This is a genomic window from Pseudomonas sp. FP453, assembly GCF_030687495.1.
Classification (GTDB): Bacteria; Pseudomonadota; Gammaproteobacteria; order Pseudomonadales; family Pseudomonadaceae; genus Aquipseudomonas.
Window position 1 is genome coordinate 4,372,025 of sequence record NZ_CP117435.1, and the last position, 17,611, is coordinate 4,389,635.

Here is a 17,611-nt window from a genome sequence, read left to right on the forward strand (position 1 = left end):
CCCACAATTGACCGTGTTCGGCTTGAGATAGAGGAAAAGGCCTAGAGGGCGCGGACGTTTTCGGCCTGCGGGCCTTTTTGGCCCTGAGTGATGCCGTACTCGACTTTCTTGCCCTCTTCAAGGGTTTTGAAACCGTCCCCCGTTATCGCAGAGAAGTGAACAAACACATCCGCCGAGCCGTCGTCCGGCGTGATAAACCCAAACCCCTTCTCCGCGTTAAACCACTTCACAGTGCCTGTTGCCATTGCCGTTCTCCCGACTTCTCATTCATCAACCCGAGATAAGTGTGATGCTGGCTGCAAATACGCCCTGGGGCCGGTGGATCCGCGCAAATCTCACCCGCTGCCCTTCGCTGAGCCGAACCCCGGCAGAGCTGACGAGGTCCACAGGCACCTGCTCGCTCCCGCCATCCATTGCGATCACACCCTCACCCGTCTGGTGGTTGTAAGATTTGACCGTTCCGGAGACCCACTTCATTGCTATCTCTCTGCTTCCTGCGGCGCGTATCTAGCGCCATGGAACCGCGAGAAGGGCCAGCTGGCTACTGTCAGAGTTGACAGGTAGGGAAGGGTTTTCGACAAACGGTACAAGGACGGCTTCAGGGCCTCATCGCGGGCAAGCCCGCTCCCACAGGTTGGCAGCACAGTGATTTATGTGGGAGCTGGCTTGCCTGCGATGAGGCCCTTACAGGCATTGCAAACCTCAGGAATCGCGGCGCAACTCTGGCGGAATCGGCAGATCCTTCAACGGGTCCGGCCGCTTGCCCTTGCCCGCGCGGTACTGGCGGATCTGATAGACATACGCCAGCACCTGGGCCACCGCCAGGTACAGCCCGGCAGGGATTTCCTGGTCGAGGTCGGTGGAATAGAAAATCGACCGCGCCAGCGCCGGCGACTCCAGCAGCAGGATGTCGTTGGCCACTGCGATTTCGCGGATCTTCAACGCGGTGAAGTCGCTGCCCTTGGCCAGCAACATCGGCGCACCGCCCTTCTCCGGGTCGTACTTGAGCGCCACGGCGTAGTGGGTCGGGTTGGTGATAACCACGTCGGCGTCGGGCACCGAGGCCATCATCTTGCGCTGGGACATTTCCCTCTGCAGTTGGCGAATGCGTTGCTTGACCTCGGGGCGCCCCTCCTGATCCTTGTGTTCGTCGCGCACTTCCTGCTTGGTCATCAGTAGTTTCTTGTGGCTTTCCCACAACTGGATCGGCGCATCCACCGCGGCAATGATGATCAGCCCGGCCGCCATCCACAGCGCGCTCCAGCCCACCACCTGCACGCTGTGGATGATCGCCGACTCCAGCGGCTCATGGGCGATGCGCAGCAGGTCGTCGATGTCGGACGACAACACCATCAGCGCCACAAACAGAATCACGATGAACTTGGCCAGGGCCTTGAGCAACTCCACCAAAGCCTTGGCGGAGAACATGCGCTTGAGCCCGGCGCCGGGGTTCATGCGGCTGAATTTCGGCGCCATGCTGCCGGCGGCAAACAACCAGCCGCCGAGGGCGACCGGGCCGATCAGCGCGGCCAGCAGCAAGGTGATCAACACCGGCTGCACCGCCAGAATCGCGATCTTGCCCGAGTGCAGCAGGTATTGGCCCATGGCGCCGGGGCTGAGCAACACCTCGCGGGGCAAGGTGAAGTTGTGCTTCATCAGCTCCATCAGGTCCAGCGCCAGGCCACCGCCGTAGATCAGCAAGGCACCGGCGCCGGCCATCATGGTCGCTACGGTATTCAGCTCCTTGGAGCGGGCGATCTCGCCCTTTTCCCTGGAGTCCTTTTTGCGTTTCTCCGTGGGGTCTTCGGTCTTGTCCTGACCACTCTCGCTCTCGGCCATGATTCAGCGCGCCCGTGCCAGATCACGTAAGAACTGCAAGGCGTCGGACGCCAGCGGTTGATACTGATTGAGAATGTCGGCCATGCCGACCCAGAAAATCCCCATGCCCAAGACCAGGGTCAACGGGAAACCGATGGAGAAGATGTTCAATTGCGGCGCCGCCCGGGTCATCACGCCAAACGCGATGTTGACCACCAGCAACGCGGTGATCGCCGGCAACACCAGCAGCAACAGCGACGCGCCCAGCACCCAACTGAGGCGCCCGACCAGCTCCCAGAAATGGTTGACCACCAGCCCCGAGCCCACGGGCAAGGTGGTGAAACTCTCGGTCATCACCTCGAACGCCACCAGATGGCCGTTCATGGCCAGGAACAGCAAGGTCACCAGCATGGTCAGGAACTGCCCGATCACCGCCACCGACACGCCGTTGGTAGGGTCGACCATGGACGCAAAGCCCATGCCCATCTGGATCGAGATGATTTGCCCGGCGATCACAAAGGCCTGGAAGAACAGGGTCAGCGAAAAACCGAGGATCGCGCCGATCAGGATCTGCTCGGCAATCAGCAACAGCGCACTGAGGTCCAGCGCATTCACCGGTGGCATCGGCGGCAAGCCGGGCACGATCACCACGGTAATGGCAAAGGCGAAATACAGGCGGATGCGCTTGGGCACCAGGGTCGTGCCAAACACCGGCATGGTCATCAGCACCGCCATGACCCGGAACATCGGCAGGATGAAGGACGCCACCCAGGTGCTGATCTGGGTATCGGTCAAGGCCAGTACGGACTGCATCAGGTCAGCCGATCAACTGCGGAATACTGCCGTACAACTGCAGGATGTATTCCATGAACGTCTGCACCAGCCACGGGCCGGCGACGATCAGGGTAATCAGCATCACCAGCAGGCGCGGCAGGAAGCTCAAGGTCTGTTCGTTGATCTGCGTCGCGGCCTGGAACATCGCCACCAGCAGGCCCACCAACAGGCTCGGCACCACCAGCACGGCAACCATCATGGTGGTCAGCCACAGCGCTTCACGGAACAGGTCGACGGCTACTTCTGGAGTCATTGCGCTATACCCCGCCGAAACTGCCGGCCAGGGTGCCGATAATCAGCGCCCAACCGTCCACCAGCACAAACAGCATGATCTTGAACGGCAACGAGATGATCAGCGGCGACAGCATCATCATACCCATCGCCATCAGCACGCTCGCCACCACCAGGTCGATGATCAGGAACGGGATAAAGATCATGAAGCCGATCTGGAATGCGGTCTTCAATTCCGAGGTGACAAACGCCGGCACCAGGATGGTCAGCGGCGCCTGATCCGGGGTGGCGATGTCGGTGCGCTTGGACAGGCGCATGAACAGCTCCAGGTCGCTGGAGCGGGTCTGCGACAGCATGAAGTCCTTGATCGGGCCCTGGGCCTTGTCGATGGCGACCTGGGCCGTGATGGTTTCCGCCAGGTAAGGCTGCAGCGCTTGCTGGTTCACCTTGTCGAACACCGGCGCCATGATGAACAGCGTCAGGAACAAGGCCATGCCGGTGAGGATCTGGTTCGACGGTGTCTGCTGCAAGCCCAGGGCCTGGCGCAGGATCGAGAACACGATGATGATCCGCGTAAAGCTGGTCATCAGCATGACAAACGCCGGGATAAAACTCAGCGCCGTCATGATCAGCAGGATCTGCAGGCTGACCGAATACTCCTGCGCGCCCGCCGCGTTGGTGCCCAGGGTAATCGCCGGGATCGACAACGGGTCGGCGGCGAACGCCAATGGCGCCGCCAGCAACAGCATGAGCGTCAATAAAACGCGCATTACTTCTTATCCTTCTGATCCTTGCCCAGCAACTCCATCAGGCGCTGGGCGAATTCTGGCGTGGCGGACTCGGTCTGATCCACGCTCACGGGGGTCTTGAGCACATGCAGCGGAGTGATGCGGCCAGGTGTGAGACCCAGCAGGATCTGTTCCTCGCCGACTTGCACCAGCACCAGCCGATCACGCGGGCCGAGGGCGCGCGAGCCGATCAGCTCGATCACCTGGCCATTGCCCGGACCGACGTTCTGCACCCGGCGCATCAGCCAGGCCAGCACGAAAATCAGGCCAACCACCAGCAGCAGGCCCAGCACCAGCTGCGTCAACTGGCCACCGAGGCCGCTGCCGGCCGGCGCCGCCGTGGCGGCCTGGGCAATCGGCTCGGCGGCCATGGCGCCCAATGGCAGCGCGAATAACAGTCCTACCATCAGGCGGTTCATATCAGCGCAGCTTCTTGATGCGTTCGCTCGGGCTGATCACGTCGGTCAGGCGGATGCCGAACTTTTCGTTGACCACCACCACTTCGCCGTGGGCAATCAGGGTGCCGTTGACCAGCACATCCAGCGGCTCACCGGCCAGGCGATCGAGCTCGATCACCGAACCCTGGTTGAGTTGCAGCAGGTTGCGGATGTTGATTTCGGTGCTGCCCACTTCCATGGAGATCGACACCGGGATGTCGAGGATCACATCCAGGTTCGGCCCATCGAGGGTCACCGGCTCGTTGTTTTTCGGCACGCTGCCGAATTCTTCCATCGGCAGGCGGTTGCCGGCCGGCGCGGTGGCGGCGTCGGCGGCCAGCAGCGCGTCGATGTCGTCCTGGCCAACATCGCCGGTCTCTTCCAGGGCAGCCGCCCATTCGTCAGCCAGGGCCTGGTCTTCGGCGGAAGTGTTTTCGTGTTCGGTAGCCATTACATGTCCTCGGCGCAGCAAAAATTAAAGTTGATCAGCGGCGGTTGATCGGTTCGATCACTTGCAACGCCAGGTTGCCCTTGTGGGAACCGAGCTTGACCTTGAACGACGGCACGCCGTTGGCGCGCATGATCATTTCTTCCGGCAATTCCACGGGGATCACGTCGCCCGGCTGCATGTGCAAGATGTCGCGCAGGCGCAGTTGGCGGCGGGCCACGGTGGCGCTCAGGGGCACGTCCACATCCAGCAAGTCTTCGCGCAGGGCCTTGACCCAGCGTTCGTCCTGGTCGTCGAGGTCGGACTGGAAACCGGCGTCGAGCATTTCGCGCACCGGCTCGATCATCGAGTACGGCATGGTCACGTGCAGGTCGCCGCCACCGCCATCGAGTTCGATGTGGAAGGTCGACACCACAATGGCTTCGCTGGGGCCGACGATGTTGGCCATGGCCGGGTTCACTTCCGAGTTGATGTACTCGAAATTGACTTCCATGATCGCCTGCCAGGCTTCCTTCAAGTCGATGAAGGCTTGCTCCAGCACCATGCGCACTACGCGCAGTTCGGTGGGGGTGAATTCACGGCCTTCGATCTTGGCGTGACGACCGTCGCCGCCGAAGAAGTTGTCCACCAGCTTGAACACCAGCTTGGCGTCGAGGATGAACAGCGCCGTGCCGCGCAGCGGCTTGATCTTGACCAGGTTGAGGCTGGTGGGCACGTACAGCGAGTGCACGTATTCACCGAACTTCATCACCTGCACGCCGCCCACCGCCACGTCCGCCGAGCGGCGCAGCATGTTGAACATGCTGATCCGCGTGTAACGGGCAAAACGTTCGTTGATCATCTCCAGGGTCGGCATGCGCCCACGGACGATGCGGTCCTGGCTGGTCAGGTCATAACTTTTGACGCTGCCGGGTTCGGCAGCCATTTCGGTCTGCACCAGACCATCGTCGACGCCGTGGAGCAGCGCGTCGATTTCATCCTGGGACAGCAGGTCTTGCACGGCCATGTCGTGATCCTACTGCAGTACGTAGTTGGTAAAGAGCACTTGCTCGATTGCGACTTTGCCGAGCTCTTTCTGGGACACTTCCTGCACGCTTGCGGTGACCTTCTGGCGCAGCATTTCCTGGCCGACCGGGGTGGCCAGGGCGTCGAAGCTTTGGGCGGAGAACAGCATCACCAGGTTGTTGCGGATCACCGGCATATGCACCTTGAGGGCATCCAGGTCGGCCTGGTTGCGCGCCAGCAAGGTCATGCTGACTTGCAGGTAGCGTTGGCGGCCGTTCTGGTTGAAGTTGGCGACAAAGGCCGGCAGCATCGGCTCGAAGATTGCCGGTTGCTTGACGTTACTGGCGGTTTCGGCAGCCGGTGCCGGTTTGCTTGCACTGCTGTGCATGATGTACCAGGTGCCACCGACAGAGGCGCCGATAGCCAGGATCAGGCCCACGACAATCATCAGGATAAGCTTGAGCTTGCCTTTGCCTGCGGGTGCTTTTGCTGCGTCGTCGCTCTTCGCCATGCCAATAATCCGTCACTATTCGGGGATTCATAGATCTACGGAAAGGCAAGAGCAAGTGTTATGCCAGAGTTGTCTGGTAATGCGAGGAAGCAGCTACACCCCAAATCAACTGTGGGAGCTGGCTTGCCTGCGATAACGGTGTGTCAGTGAATACATCTGTCACTGATAGATCGCTATCGCAGGCAAGCCAGCTCCCACATGGACCGCGTTCCTGCTGGGATCAGGCATAGTAATCGACGGCGCTGGAGCCGATCACCGTTGACGTCACCGGCGCAACCGCTTCAGCCACTTCAGCATGGGCACCGCTGTCACTATCACCCCCACGCCCACCGATACCACTCACGCCACGCGCCTGGCCCTGCTGCTGTTGCTGCTCCTGGCCACGGGACTGGTCCGACACGTTCACATCCACCTGTCCCATGCCCTGCTGGGCAAACATCTCGCGCAGGCGCCCGGACTGGCTTTCCAGCGCTTCACGCACCACGGCATGGCCGCTCATGAAGCTGACCTGGGCCTGCTGGTCCGCCGTCATATTGACTTTGATATCCAGGCGCCCCAATTCCGCTGGCTGCAACTGGATCTCGGCGGACTTGAGGTTTGCGCTGGACAGGTACATCACGCGGTTGACCACTTCTTCGGTCCAGCCGCTCTGGTGCATGGCCAACGGCGTGTTAGTGGCCGGCGGCAAGGCATTCGCGGTTTTCGGCGTGGCGGCCTGGGTCAACGCAGCCAGGCGGTTGGCGAAGTCATCGACACGGGTGTCGCTGCTGGCGCCCTTCAAGTCCTTGAGACCGTCTTCGATCAGCCCGCTGAAGGCCTTGTCGCCACCTTGGTCAGTGCTGTCCTTGGCGGCTTGCTGGTCGACCATATTGGCCAGGCCAGCCGTGAAGTTTTGCGCAGCGGTGGGCTGGTCCAGGTTTGGCGCAGGTTTCTGCGGCGACTGGCTGCTGGCGGAGACGTGGCCGCCCTGCTCCATCGCCAGGCGTACGGCCGGCATGGAATCGAGGGGGTCCGCCTCGGGGTCGAAGGCTGGCTGCTTGACCTCATCGGTCACCACCAGCGGTGCGGTGGCCACGGGCGCAGGCTTGCTGTCGTCAGTAACAGTCACCACCGGCACGACTACAGCCGGCGTGACCGTTGCCACCAAGGCCGGGTCGACTGCCGGGTCAGTGGGAGGCTGCTGCGCCAGGGCCGGGCCGACAGGTTTGTCGTCATCCGTGCTGGCGCTGTCGTCGGACTTGGCGGGCGGTTTGGCAGGCAAAGGATTGCCGCTATCGGCAACCGCCGGCTTGCTGGCGGCAGGTTTGTCATTGCTGTCCACCTGCTTGGCATTGGCGTCGGCAGGCTTGTCGCGTGTGGTTTTTGACGGCGCGTCGTCGGCCTTTGCCACCGGTTTTGCCCCCTGGCTGGCGAACACCTGGGCAAAGCCGGCGCCCTTGTCACGCGGCTCCACGGCCGCTGCCGGGGGGTTGGCAGCGGGCGCTTGCGGCTTGGCCGCAGGGGCAGCCTGGAGGAGCGAATTCGGGGCGACTGGCATAGGTAAAGGTCTCCACTGCATGGGGTCGGGGATGCAGTAACAGGAGATAGAGCAAGAGTCGGGCCAGGTTGCCGAGTGCGACTTGAAATGCGGGAGCTGGCTTTTCTGTGGGCGCTGGCTTGCCTGCGATGCGGGCAACTCGGTATTTCAGTTAAACCGTGGTGATGCTATCGCAGGCAAGCCAGCTCCCACAGGTCAGAGCTGGAAGCGCTGGCGCTCCGACTCATACAGCGGCCGCACCAGCGCAAATTCGTGATCGATCTGATCCACCAGCTCACCCAAGTCACTGCCAGGCGCCTGCGCCGACTCCGCCTCCAACCGCTGGCACAACTGCGCCAGCCGCACCGCGCCCAGGTTGCCGCTGCTGCCCTTGAAGCTGTGGGCGATGCGCCCGAGCGCCTTGGCGTCATCCCGCGCCTTGCGCAGCGCTTCGACGCGCTTTTGCGAATCGTCGAGGAAGGTATCCAGCAAGCGCGGATACTCACCTTCCATCACTTCCTGCAACCCCGATAACACGTCCGGGTCCAGATGAATCTCAGCCACTTGTTCGCTCCTTGATCAAGAATCGGCGGATTATGCCTGAGCCGGCCACGAAAACTCCACGCAGACGCTCCGCCCGCCGTCGGACCAGTGCACGTCGCCGCTCAATTGACGCACCAGGTTCAGCCCCCGGCCCGACAGGCGATCAACCTCCAGCGGGCGCGCCAGCACCTGTTCCACGTCAAAGCCGGCGCCGCTGTCTTCGATGCGCAACGACATCTGCCCGCCCGTCGCCGTCGGCACCACCTGCACGTGCACCCGCACGTAACCGCCGCTCAACTGCGCCAACCGCTCGTTGCGCTGGCGATAGTAGTCGGCAAAACCGTGCACATCCCGCTTGAGCCGCGAGTCCAGGCCCAGCACGCCGTGCTCCAGGGCGTTGGAATACAGCTCGGCCATCACGCTGTACAACGCCCCGCTGCGCTCGCGCAGGCCGTGGATTTCCAGCAACAGTTGCAGCAAGTACGGCAACGGGTTGTAGCGCTTGAGGGTCTCGGCGCGAAACTCGAAACTCACCGACCAATCCAGCGGGCACGACTGGCTGCTGTCGGTATACAGTGGCCCGGTCGCGCGCAGGGACTGCCCGGCTTGCAGGGTGATTTCCACCATGCTCACGTCATCCCGCGCCTCACCGCGAAACCCGGCCAGGGCTTGCTCGATCTCGGCAAACAAAAGGTCGGGCTCGCGGTTGGCGGCAAATACCTGATGCAGGCGCTCGACGCCAAACAGCTGGTCATTGCTGTCAGCCGTGTCGAGCACGCCATCGGAGAGCAAAAACACCCGGTCACCCAGGGCCATCGGCCACACCTCGGTGCGGTCATCGAAGGCTTCGGCCGACAGCACGCCCAACGGCAGATGCCGCGGCACCAACGCCGTGCGCTTGCCGCTGGCGACTTCATGCACATAGCCTTCGGGCATGCCGCCGTTCCACACTTCCACCACACGGCGCTGGGTGCTCAGGCACAACAGGGTGGCGCAGCAGAACATGTCCACCGGCAGGATGCGTTTGAGCTTGACGTTCATCTCCCGCAGGATCTGCGCCAGGCCGTAGCCCTTGGCGGTCATGCCGTAGAACACTTCCGCCAGGGGCATGGCGCCCACCGCCGCCGGCAAGCCGTGGCCGGTGAAGTCGCCCAGCAACACATGCATATCGCCCGACGGCGTATAGGCCGCCAGCAACAGGTCGCCGTTGAACAGCGCATAGGGCGATTGCAGGTAGCGGATATTCGGCGCGGCGTTGATACAGCCCGAATGCGCCACCTTGTCGAACACCGCCTTGGCCACCCGTTGCTCATGCAGCAGGTAGTCGTGGTGCCGGGCGATCAGGTCGCGCTGTTGCAACACCGTGGCCTGCAAGCGGCGCAGGCGATCCATGGCGTTGATCTTCGCCGCCAGGATCAGCGGGTTGTAGGGCTTGGCCATGAAGTCATCGCCGCCGGCATCCAGGCACTGGGCCAGGGCCGAACTCTCACGCAGGGAGGTGAGGAAAATCACCGGCACCAAGGTTTCGCCGGCCAATTGCTTGATCTGGCGTGCCGCTTCAAAACCATCCATCACCGGCATCAGCGCGTCCATCAACACCAACTGCGGGCGCTCGCGGGCAAACACTTGCACCGCGTCCAAACCATTGCTGGCGGTGAGCACCTGATGCCCCTGGCGCCGCACGATGGTGGACAACAACAGCAGGTCGGTGGCGCTGTCTTCGGCGATCAGCACCGTCAGCGGCTCAAGCACGGGGGCCAGGCCGCTCAACTGATGTCGAACAGTTTGTCGAAGTTGGAGATGGCGAGGATCTTGCGCACATCGGAATTGCTGTTGACCACCTGCACGTCCGCGTTGTCACCGCCGGCGTGATCACGCAACAGCAGGAGCATGCCCAGGGCCGAGCTGTCCATGTAGGTGGTGTCTTTCAGGTCGACCACGTACAACTCGGGCACCTTGTAGAAGCGTTCGTAGGATTCGCGAAACGTCTGGTGGCTGCCGAAATCGAACCGACCCTTGATCGCGATCGTCAACTTCTTCCCGTCCAGGGATACTTCAGACTCGACTGACATGTGACTGCTTCCTTGTCATTGGCGGTAGACACAGGTTTAGCAGCTGAACGCCACAGCAGCAACACAGAGGATCAAATGTGGGAGCTGGCTTGCCTGCGATAGCGGTGTATCAGTGGGCTCATCTGTAGCTGATGTACCGCTATCGCAGGCAAGCCAGCTCCCACAGTAGGTCAGTGGTGATGGTTAGTATTGGGATTGGCGCGGGAGGCGCTGTGATAACTCATCCAGCAGCTTTTGCTCACGCTTGTCTTCCAACGCCCGCGCTTCGTCGATGTAGCGTTGCACCAGCTTGCGCAAGCCCTCGACCCGGGCGTACGCCTGCTGCCAGCTGTCGCGGGCCTTTTCGAAGTTGTTCTGGTGCCAGAGCAGGCTTTGGCGCTGTTGGTCGACGGCGGTTTCCAGCTGATTGAGAAAGCCCTGGTAGCCCATCAACCATTGGCCCGACACGCCCTGGGTGCCGCGTTCGATCCACTGTTGCTGGTATTCGCCGCGAAAGCGCTCCAGGTCGCCGAGCTTGCTTTCCGCCAGGCGCACCTGACCCTGGAAATACCCCAGGCGTTGCACCGCGGTTTTTTCGGCCTTTTCGGCCATGTCCACCACTGGCGCCAGGCGCGACGAACGAGTGCTGGCCATGGCTTAGCCGCCCGGTGCCGGGGCGAAGATCGAGTTCAGGTGCGCTTCGCTTTCGCCCATGCTGATTTTGTCGTTGAGGCCCTGGCGCAGGTAGGTCACCAGTTGCGGTTGCAGGGCAATCGCCAGGTCGGTGTCGCGGTCGCCACCGGCCACGTAGGCGCCGACGCTGATCAAGTCGCGGCTCTGCTGGTAGCGCGACCACAGCTGCTTGAACTGCTGCGCCCGCGCCATATGCGTCGGCGTGACCACCGACGGCATCACCCGGCTGATAGACGCTTCGATGTCGATGGCCGGGTAGTGCCCCTCCTCCGCCAAACGTCGCGACAGCACGATGTGGCCGTCGAGCACGCCCCGCGCCGAGTCGGCAATCGGGTCCTGCTGGTCATCGCCTTCGGACAACACAGTGTAGAACGCGGTAATCGAGCCACCCCCGGCCTCGGCGTTACCGGCACGCTCCACCAGCTTGGGCAGCTTGGCGAACACCGACGGCGGATAGCCTTTGGTGGCGGGCGGCTCGCCGATGGCCAGGGCGATTTCCCGCTGGGCCTGGGCGAAACGGGTGAGCGAGTCCATCAGCAACAGGACGTTCTTGCCCTTGTCGCGAAAATATTCGGCGATGCGCGTGCAGTACATGGCGGCGCGCAGGCGCATCAGCGGCGCATCATCCGCCGGCGAGGCGACCACGACTGAACGCTTGAGGCCTTCTTCGCCGAGGCTGTGCTCGATGAATTCCTTCACCTCGCGGCCCCGTTCGCCGATCAGCCCGACCACGATGATGTCGGCCTCGGTAAAGCGGGTCATCATGCCCAGCAACACCGACTTACCCACGCCGGTACCGGCAAACAGGCCCAGACGCTGGCCACGGCCGACCGTCAACAAACCGTTGATACTGCGGATGCCCACGTCCAGCGGCTGGCTGATGGGGTTGCGCTTGAGCGGGTTGATCGTGGGGCCGTCCATCGGCACCCAGTCTTCGGCTTTCATGCCGCCCTTGCCGTCCAGCGCACGGCCGGCGCCGTCGAGCACGCGGCCGAGCATGCTCATGCCCATGGGCAGGCGGCCGGTGTCGGCCAGGGGCACCACGCGGGCGCCGGGGGCAATACCCGCCAAGCTGCCGACGGGCATCAGGAAAATCTTGCTGCCGGAGAAGCCCATCACTTCGGCTTCGACCTGCACCGGGTGGTAGCTGTCGTCGTTGATCACCAGGCAACGGCTGCCCATGGCGGCGCGCAAGCCTTCGGCTTCGAGGGTCAGGCCGACCATGCGCAACAGGCGCCCTTCAAGGATCGGCTGGCCGGGCAACTCCGTGGCCTCGGCATAACCGCTCAGGCGCTTGGCGAAGCTGGTGCGATCAAGGCGCATCGGGGGCGTCCAGGTCCACGCTCAGATCTGGCTCGGCCGGGTTCAGCACCTGCTCGTGGGCCTGATCCAGCAGCTTGGCCATGATCTGGCTGATGCGGGTTTCCACCGTGGCATCGATGCGGCTGTGTTCGGTTTCGACGCGGCAACCACCGGGCTGCAACGCCGCGTCTTCGACGATGCGCCAGGTTTCTTCATGGCGCTCGCGCAGGGCTTTGACCTGTTCGAAATCCTGCGGGTTGATGTACAAGCGCACATTGCCGACGCCCAGGGGCAGCAGCTTGAGGGCTTCACGCATGACGCTTTCGATATGGCTGGAATCGAGCACCAGTTCGCGCTGGATCACCTGGCGCGCGATGTGCTCCACCAGGCCGACCATGGATTTCTCCAGCTGCGAATCCTGCTCGGCAATCGGCTCGAACAGGCTGCGCATCAGGCGCTCCAGGCTGCCCAGCTTGGCGCTGAGCGCGGCCTCGGCTTCCTGGCGGACCTTGAGGGTGGAGCTGCGAAAGCCGTCTTTTTCACCGGCGGCGAAGCCTTCGTTGTAGGCCTCCTGGCGGATGCTTTCCAACTCTTCGAGGGTCAGTGGCTGGACTTCGTCCAGCGGCACTTCTTCCATTTCCACCGGCAGTTCGGGTTCCGGCTCAGGCTCGGGTTCCGGCACATGCGGGTCGAAGCTGGGCAACGACCAGATGTCGAACCCGCCGACATCCCGCGCGCGAATCAGATCGCTGGGCGTCTCATCTTTGTTCGACATGGGGCGCGCCTTAGATCATTTCTTCGCCGCCCTTCCCGCCGAGAACGATTTCTCCGGCTTCGGCCATACGGCGGGCAATGGTGAGGATTTCTTTCTGCGCCGTTTCCACGTCGCTGACGCGCACCGGGCCCTTGGCTTCGAGGTCGTCGCGCAACAGTTCGGACGCACGCTTGGACATGTTCTTGAAGATCTTCTCCTTGACGCCTTCGTCCGAACCCTTGAGGGCCAGCACCAGCACGTCGGAGGACACTTCGCGCAGCAACGCCTGGATGCCACGGTCGTCGACATCGGAGAGGTTGTTGAACACGAACATGAGGTCTTCGATCTGGCCGGACAGGGTGTCGTCGATCTCGCGGATCGAGTCCATCAGCTGGCCTTCGACCGAGCTGTCGAGGAAGTTCATGATGTCGGCGGCACGCTTGATACCACCCAAGGTGGTGCGCGCGGCATTCGAGTTGCCGGAGAACTGCTTCTCCAGGATCGTGTTGAGTTCTTTCAGCGCCGCCGGTTGCACGGTGTTCAGCGACGACACGCGCAGGATGATGTCCAGGCGCACTTTGTGGTCGAAGTGGCCGAGCACTTCACCGGCCTGGTCCGGGTCGAGGTACGCGACGACGATGGCCTGGATCTGCGGGTGTTCGAAGCGGATCACGTCGGCAACCGCGCGCGGTTCCATCCACTTGAGGCTGTCGAGGCCACTGGTGTTGCCGCCCAGCAGGATGCGGTCGATCAGACCGTTGGCCTTGTCTTCGCCCAGGGCCGAAGTGAGCATCTTGCGGATGTAGCTGTCGGAGCCGACGCCCAGGCTGGTCTGGTCGCCGACGATTTCGACGAACTCGCTCATCACCTGTTCGACTTGCTCGCGGTGCACATTGCGCATTTGCGCCATGGCCACGCCGACGCGCTGAACCTCTTTGGGGCCCATGTGACGCAGCACTTGGGCGGCATCGGTTTCACCGAGGGACAGCAGCAGAACCGCCGCTTTGTCGACCTTGGTGAGCTTGGCAACAGCGGCTCGATTATCACTCATCTGCGTTGATCCACTCTTTCACGACCTGGGCCACACGGCCCGGGTCTTCTGCCACCAGACTTTTGATTGCATTCAACTGCGCGTCGTACCCTTCGCTCGGGCTTGGCAACAGGATGCTTTGCGGGCCGCCGAGGCTGACGCGGTCGTTGGCCAGTTCGCCGTCCAGGCCGCCCATGCCACCCAACTCGACGTCGCTGCCACCAAAGGCTGCCAGTTGTTTCTTGCTGCCATTGCCGGTGATGTTGTTGAGCACCGGGCGCAGCACGCCGAACACCAGCACCAGGATGAACAACACACCCAGCACTTGCTTGACGATGTCCCAGAACCACGGCTGCGTGTAGAACGCCGCTTCGGCGATCACTTCACCACGCTCGGCGGAGAACGGCATGTTGATCACGCTGACGCTGTCGCCACGGCTGGCGTCGAAACCGACCGCGTCCTGCACCAGGCGGGTGAAGCGCGCCAGTTCATCGGCGCCCCACGGCGCACGGGTGATGGTGCCGTCTGCCGCGTTGACCTTGACCTGATCATCGACCACCACCGACACCGACAGGCGATTGACGCGGCCCTGTTGCTGCTTGGTGTGGCTGATGGAACGGTCGAGCTCGAAGTTCTTGGTGGACTGGTTACGCTTGTCCGCCGGGTACGGCGCGAGCATCGGCTGGCCGGTGGCCGGGTCCATGATCTGCTGGCCGTTGGCGTCCAGCAGCGGTTGGCCCGGGGCGATGGCGCCCGCGGTGGCTGCGGCGCCACCCGTGGTTTGCGGCGCCGAGGCTGGTGCAGGTGGCTGGTTGCTCAGGGCACCCGGCACACCTTGCGGGCCACTGCTGGCGGTGCGTTGTTCGCTGGTGGACTGCTCGCTGCGCAGCGCGGGCTGGTCCGGGTTGAATTGTTCGGAGGTCGACTCGACGGCGCTGAAGTCCACATCGGCCGACACTTCCGCCTTGTAGCGGTCGTTGCCGAGCACCGGTTGCAGGATGTTGTGCACGCGCTGGGTGAGCATGCTTTCCATGCGGCGGCTGTAGTCGAATTGCTTGCCGGCCTGGGTCAGCGCGGAGTTCTCGGCCATGTCCGACAGCAGGTTACCCTTCTGGTCGACCACGGTGATCTGCGACTTGCTCAACTCAGGCACGCTGGTGGCCACCAGGTTGATGATCGCCAGCACCTGGCCAGGCTCGAGGGAGCGGCCGGAGAACAGCTCCACCAGCACCGAGGCGCTTGGCTTGCGCTCATCGCGCACAAACACCGAGCTTTTCGGAATGGCCAAGTGCACGCGGGCGCCCTTGACGTTGTTCAGGCTGGAGATGGTGCGGGCCAACTCGCCTTCCAGGCCGCGACGGTAGCGGGTGGCTTCCATGAACTGGGAAGTCCCCAGGCCCTGGTCTTTGTCGAGGATTTCAAAACCGATATTGGCGTCGGACGGCGTCACGCCGGCGGCGGCCAGCTTCATGCGCGCACGGGCCACGTCGTCGGCCTTGACCAGCAAGGCGCCGGAGTTGGGCTCAACGGTGTAAGCGATGTCGGCGGCGGCGAGGGTTTCCATGATCTGCTTGGAATCCATGCCCGCCAGGCTGCCGTACAACGGGCGGTAATCCGGTTGCTGCGACCACAACACCACGGCAAAACCAATCGCCACGCTGGCAGCCAGGCCGACCATCAGGCCCACCTGACGCAACATGGTCATTTCGGAGAGGTTTTCCAGGAACGACAGGCCAAACAGCGGCGGCTTGCCGTCTGCCTTGGCGGGTGCGTTGTCCACGACTGCTTCTGCCATGACTTAAATCTCGTCCTTAAACCGGCATCTGCATGATGTCTTGATAGGCTTGAACCAACTTGTTACGCACCTGGGTCAACGCCTGGAACGACACGCTGGCTTTTTGCGAAGCGACCATCACATCGGTGAGGTCCACGCCGCTTTTGCCGATTTCGAACGCGGTGGCCAACTGGCTGGAGGCTTGCTGGGTGTCACTGACTTTATTGATCGCCTGGCCGAGCATGTCGGCGAAGCTGCTTTGGCCCAATTCCGGCGCTTGCGCGACGGATTTCGGTTGAGCCATGGCATCCATTTGCATGGAGCGCATATCCAACATCAACCGATTGAACTCAATACCCTGGCTCATGACCTTCTCTCTCCGACAACCCGCAAATTTTTGACACTACGCCGCAATTACTAGGGGAAGTAGCAACAAGGGTGCCAGCTCTGTATCGATTCGTAAGAAAAGGCGACAAACCTTGTCGGCCTTGGTACCAGTTAGGTGGCAAACAGATACGCTTCCACATCCATCCCCGCATCGCGCATCTGCGCCAGCTTGTAGCGCAGGGTGCGCGGGCTGATGCCCAGGCGTTCGGCGGCCTCTTTGCGGCGGCCGCGCTCGGCGCGCAGGGTGTCGATGATCATCTGGAATTCGCGGCGGCGCAGGTCGTCGCCCAGGGCACCGGCAGATTCGGCTTCGACAGGCACCGGCGCGGGTGCCAGGCTCGGCAATGGCGCCGCGCCGCTGCCCATGGCCAGGCAGAAATCCTGGGGCTGGATCAGGCCGCCCTGTTGCAGGATCAGAGCGCGCTGGATCGCATTGTCCAATTCCCGCACGTTGCCGGGCCATGGATAGGCGATCAGGCACGCCTGGGCCTCGCCCGACAGACGTGCCTGGGCGTGCTTCATTTTTTTGACGTGGTTGTTCAGCAGGCGCTCGGCCAGCGGAATGATGTCCGCCTGGCGTTCACGCAGCGGGCGCCACGCCAGGGGGAACACCGACAGGCGGTAGAACAGATCCTCACGGAAACGCCCCGCCGCCACTTCGCCGGCGAGGTCGCGGTTGGTGGTGGCGACCACACGGATATCCAGCTGGATCGGCTTGCGTGCGCCGACCCGCTCCACTTCACGCTCCTGCAACACGCGCAGCAACTTGGCTTGCAGGCCCAGGGGCATTTCGGAAATCTCATCGAGCAGGATCGTGCCGCCGTCGGCTTGTTCGAACTTGCCCGCCTGGGCCGCAATGGCACCGGTGAACGAGCCCTTTTCATGGCCGAACAAGGTGGCTTCCAGCATGTTGTCGGGGATCGCCGCGCAGTTGATCGCGACAAACGGCTGGCTGGCGCGGCTGGATTGCTGGTGGATATAGCGCGCCAGCACCTCCTTGCCGGTGCCGGACTCGCCGGAGATCAATACCGTGGAGTCGCTGCGCGCCACGCGGGCGGCCAGTTCCAGCAATTGCGCACTGGCCGGCTCGAAGGCAATCGGCCCTTCGCCGTCGCTGGCCGGCAGTACGCCGAGGGCATGACGGGCCACCAGCTCGATCAGGGCTTTCGGTTCGAACGGCTTGACCAGGTAATCCGCCGCGCCTTGGCGCATGGCGTCGACCGCGCGCTCCACGGCGCCATGGGCGGTCATCAGCAGCACCGGCAATTGCGGCTGGCGGGCGCGCAGCAGGCCGAGCAACTGGTGGCCGTCCATGCCGGGCATGTTGACGTCGCTGACCACCAGGCTGAAGGGTTCCTGCTCGACCGCGTGCAAGGCTTCCTCGGCTGAACCGACCGCCCGATAGTCATGGCCCGCCAACAACAGCGTGTCAGCCAATGCCTCACGCAGGGCGCGATCGTCTTCTACCAATAAAACCTTGATTGCCATG

20 protein-coding genes are annotated in these 17,611 nt (G+C 62.8%); all 20 read right to left on the reverse strand.

What is annotated here, in order from left to right; all coding sequences use genetic code 11:
- Positions 1-41 precede the first annotated feature (41 nt).
- Complete coding sequence (locus PSH87_RS19760) at positions 42-245, reverse strand: cold-shock protein (RefSeq protein WP_017735223.1); 204 nt, start codon at positions 243-245, stop codon at positions 42-44.
- Between the two features lie 457 nt (positions 246-702).
- Entirely contained in the window at positions 703-1,839 is a 1,137-nt protein-coding gene (flhB, locus tag PSH87_RS19770) for a flagellar biosynthesis protein FlhB (protein ID WP_017735221.1), read from the reverse strand.
- A 3-nt stretch (positions 1,840-1,842) separates the two neighbouring features.
- Positions 1,843-2,631: a flagellar biosynthetic protein FliR gene (gene fliR / locus PSH87_RS19775; RefSeq protein WP_305430787.1), complete on the reverse strand. Its 789-nt coding sequence runs from the start codon at positions 2,629-2,631 to the stop codon at positions 1,843-1,845.
- Between the two features lie 4 nt (positions 2,632-2,635).
- Positions 2,636-2,905 carry a flagellar biosynthesis protein FliQ gene (fliQ, locus tag PSH87_RS19780; protein ID WP_003214552.1) on the reverse strand — a complete coding sequence of 90 codons (270 nt, stop codon included), beginning with the start codon at positions 2,903-2,905 and terminating at the stop codon, positions 2,636-2,638.
- A 4-nt stretch (positions 2,906-2,909) separates the two neighbouring features.
- Positions 2,910-3,653 carry a flagellar type III secretion system pore protein FliP gene (gene fliP, locus PSH87_RS19785; RefSeq protein ID WP_017735219.1) on the reverse strand — a complete coding sequence of 248 codons (744 nt, stop codon included), beginning with the start codon at positions 3,651-3,653 and terminating at the stop codon, positions 2,910-2,912.
- Entirely contained in the window at positions 3,653-4,090 is a 438-nt protein-coding gene (gene fliO / locus PSH87_RS19790; RefSeq protein ID WP_305430788.1) for a flagellar biosynthetic protein FliO, read from the reverse strand. The genes fliP and fliO overlap by 1 nt, the downstream gene beginning before the upstream one ends.
- 1 nt (position 4,091) lies before the next feature.
- A complete protein-coding gene (gene fliN / locus PSH87_RS19795; RefSeq protein WP_010208756.1) occupies positions 4,092-4,559 on the reverse strand; it encodes a flagellar motor switch protein FliN in 468 nt (155 codons plus the stop codon).
- Positions 4,560-4,593: 34 nt separating this feature from the next.
- The gene (fliM, locus tag PSH87_RS19800) at positions 4,594-5,562 is read right to left on the reverse strand and encodes a flagellar motor switch protein FliM (protein WP_017735217.1); all 969 of its coding nucleotides are present in this window, start codon (positions 5,560-5,562) and stop codon (positions 4,594-4,596) included.
- A gap of 9 nt (positions 5,563-5,571) precedes the next feature.
- Complete coding sequence (gene fliL, locus PSH87_RS19805) at positions 5,572-6,072, reverse strand: flagellar basal body-associated protein FliL (protein ID WP_017735216.1); 501 nt, start codon at positions 6,070-6,072, stop codon at positions 5,572-5,574.
- Between the two features lie 220 nt (positions 6,073-6,292).
- A complete protein-coding gene (locus tag PSH87_RS19810) occupies positions 6,293-7,609 on the reverse strand; it encodes a flagellar hook-length control protein FliK (protein ID WP_305430790.1) in 1,317 nt (438 codons plus the stop codon).
- 195 nt (positions 7,610-7,804) lie between these two features.
- On the reverse strand, positions 7,805-8,152 hold the full coding sequence (locus tag PSH87_RS19815; protein ID WP_017735214.1) for an Hpt domain-containing protein: 348 nt from the start codon (positions 8,150-8,152) through the stop codon (positions 7,805-7,807).
- 30 nt (positions 8,153-8,182) lie between these two features.
- The gene (locus tag PSH87_RS19820) at positions 8,183-9,901 is read right to left on the reverse strand and encodes a fused response regulator/phosphatase (protein ID WP_017735213.1); all 1,719 of its coding nucleotides are present in this window, start codon (positions 9,899-9,901) and stop codon (positions 8,183-8,185) included.
- Positions 9,898-10,203 (reverse strand): STAS domain-containing protein, encoded by a 306-nt coding sequence (locus PSH87_RS19825; protein WP_017735212.1) that lies wholly within the window; start codon positions 10,201-10,203, stop codon positions 9,898-9,900. The genes PSH87_RS19820 and PSH87_RS19825 overlap by 4 nt, the downstream gene beginning before the upstream one ends.
- Before the next feature lie 183 nt (positions 10,204-10,386).
- Positions 10,387-10,836, reverse strand: a complete 450-nt coding sequence (gene fliJ, locus PSH87_RS19830) for a flagellar export protein FliJ (protein ID WP_017735211.1) — start codon at positions 10,834-10,836, stop codon at positions 10,387-10,389.
- A gap of 3 nt (positions 10,837-10,839) precedes the next feature.
- Positions 10,840-12,198, reverse strand: a complete 1,359-nt coding sequence (gene fliI, locus PSH87_RS19835) for a flagellar protein export ATPase FliI (protein WP_017735210.1) — start codon at positions 12,196-12,198, stop codon at positions 10,840-10,842.
- On the reverse strand, positions 12,188-12,952 hold the full coding sequence (gene fliH, locus PSH87_RS19840; RefSeq protein ID WP_305430791.1) for a flagellar assembly protein FliH: 765 nt from the start codon (positions 12,950-12,952) through the stop codon (positions 12,188-12,190). The genes fliI and fliH overlap by 11 nt, the downstream gene beginning before the upstream one ends.
- Positions 12,953-12,962: 10 nt before the next feature.
- Positions 12,963-13,982: a flagellar motor switch protein FliG gene (gene fliG / locus PSH87_RS19845; RefSeq protein ID WP_017735208.1), complete on the reverse strand. Its 1,020-nt coding sequence runs from the start codon at positions 13,980-13,982 to the stop codon at positions 12,963-12,965.
- Positions 13,975-15,756, reverse strand: a complete 1,782-nt coding sequence (gene fliF, locus PSH87_RS19850) for a flagellar basal-body MS-ring/collar protein FliF (protein WP_017735207.1) — start codon at positions 15,754-15,756, stop codon at positions 13,975-13,977. Before fliF ends, fliG begins: the two co-directional genes overlap by 8 nt.
- 16 nt (positions 15,757-15,772) lie before the next feature.
- On the reverse strand, positions 15,773-16,102 hold the full coding sequence (gene fliE / locus PSH87_RS19855; protein WP_017735206.1) for a flagellar hook-basal body complex protein FliE: 330 nt from the start codon (positions 16,100-16,102) through the stop codon (positions 15,773-15,775).
- Between the two features lie 131 nt (positions 16,103-16,233).
- Positions 16,234-17,610 carry a sigma-54 dependent transcriptional regulator gene (locus tag PSH87_RS19860; protein ID WP_305430792.1) on the reverse strand — a complete coding sequence of 459 codons (1,377 nt, stop codon included), beginning with the start codon at positions 17,608-17,610 and terminating at the stop codon, positions 16,234-16,236.
- Position 17,611: the final 1 nt, after the last annotated feature.

Bases quoted from the DNA above. Each gene is read 5' to 3' on its own strand.
- fliP (WP_017735219.1), bottom strand. From the start codon at position 3,653: ATGCGCGTTTTATTGACGCTCATGCTGTTGCTGGCGGCGCCATTGGCG.
- PSH87_RS19760 (WP_017735223.1), bottom strand. From the start codon at position 245: ATGGCAACAGGCACTGTGAAGTGGTTTAACGCGGAGAAGGGGTTTGGG.
- fliH (WP_305430791.1), bottom strand. From the start codon at position 12,952: ATGTCGAACAAAGATGAGACGCCCAGCGATCTGATTCGCGCGCGGGAT.
- fliO (WP_305430788.1), bottom strand. From the start codon at position 4,090: ATGAACCGCCTGATGGTAGGACTGTTATTCGCGCTGCCATTGGGCGCC.
- fliL (WP_017735216.1), bottom strand. From the start codon at position 6,072: ATGGCGAAGAGCGACGACGCAGCAAAAGCACCCGCAGGCAAAGGCAAG.
- fliN (WP_010208756.1), bottom strand. From the start codon at position 4,559: ATGGCTACCGAACACGAAAACACTTCCGCCGAAGACCAGGCCCTGGCT.
- fliJ (WP_017735211.1), bottom strand. From the start codon at position 10,836: ATGGCCAGCACTCGTTCGTCGCGCCTGGCGCCAGTGGTGGACATGGCC.
- fliQ (WP_003214552.1), bottom strand. From the start codon at position 2,905: ATGACTCCAGAAGTAGCCGTCGACCTGTTCCGTGAAGCGCTGTGGCTG.
- fliR (WP_305430787.1), bottom strand. From the start codon at position 2,631: ATGCAGTCCGTACTGGCCTTGACCGATACCCAGATCAGCACCTGGGTG.
- PSH87_RS19810 (WP_305430790.1), bottom strand. From the start codon at position 7,609: ATGCCAGTCGCCCCGAATTCGCTCCTCCAGGCTGCCCCTGCGGCCAAG.
- fliF (WP_017735207.1), bottom strand. From the start codon at position 15,756: ATGGCAGAAGCAGTCGTGGACAACGCACCCGCCAAGGCAGACGGCAAG.
- PSH87_RS19860 (WP_305430792.1), bottom strand. From the start codon at position 17,610: ATGGCAATCAAGGTTTTATTGGTAGAAGACGATCGCGCCCTGCGTGAG.
- fliG (WP_017735208.1), bottom strand. From the start codon at position 13,982: ATGAGTGATAATCGAGCCGCTGTTGCCAAGCTCACCAAGGTCGACAAA.
- flhB (WP_017735221.1), bottom strand. From the start codon at position 1,839: ATGGCCGAGAGCGAGAGTGGTCAGGACAAGACCGAAGACCCCACGGAG.
- fliM (WP_017735217.1), bottom strand. From the start codon at position 5,562: ATGGCCGTGCAAGACCTGCTGTCCCAGGATGAAATCGACGCGCTGCTC.
- fliE (WP_017735206.1), bottom strand. From the start codon at position 16,102: ATGAGCCAGGGTATTGAGTTCAATCGGTTGATGTTGGATATGCGCTCC.
- PSH87_RS19825 (WP_017735212.1), bottom strand. From the start codon at position 10,203: ATGTCAGTCGAGTCTGAAGTATCCCTGGACGGGAAGAAGTTGACGATC.
- fliI (WP_017735210.1), bottom strand. From the start codon at position 12,198: ATGCGCCTTGATCGCACCAGCTTCGCCAAGCGCCTGAGCGGTTATGCC.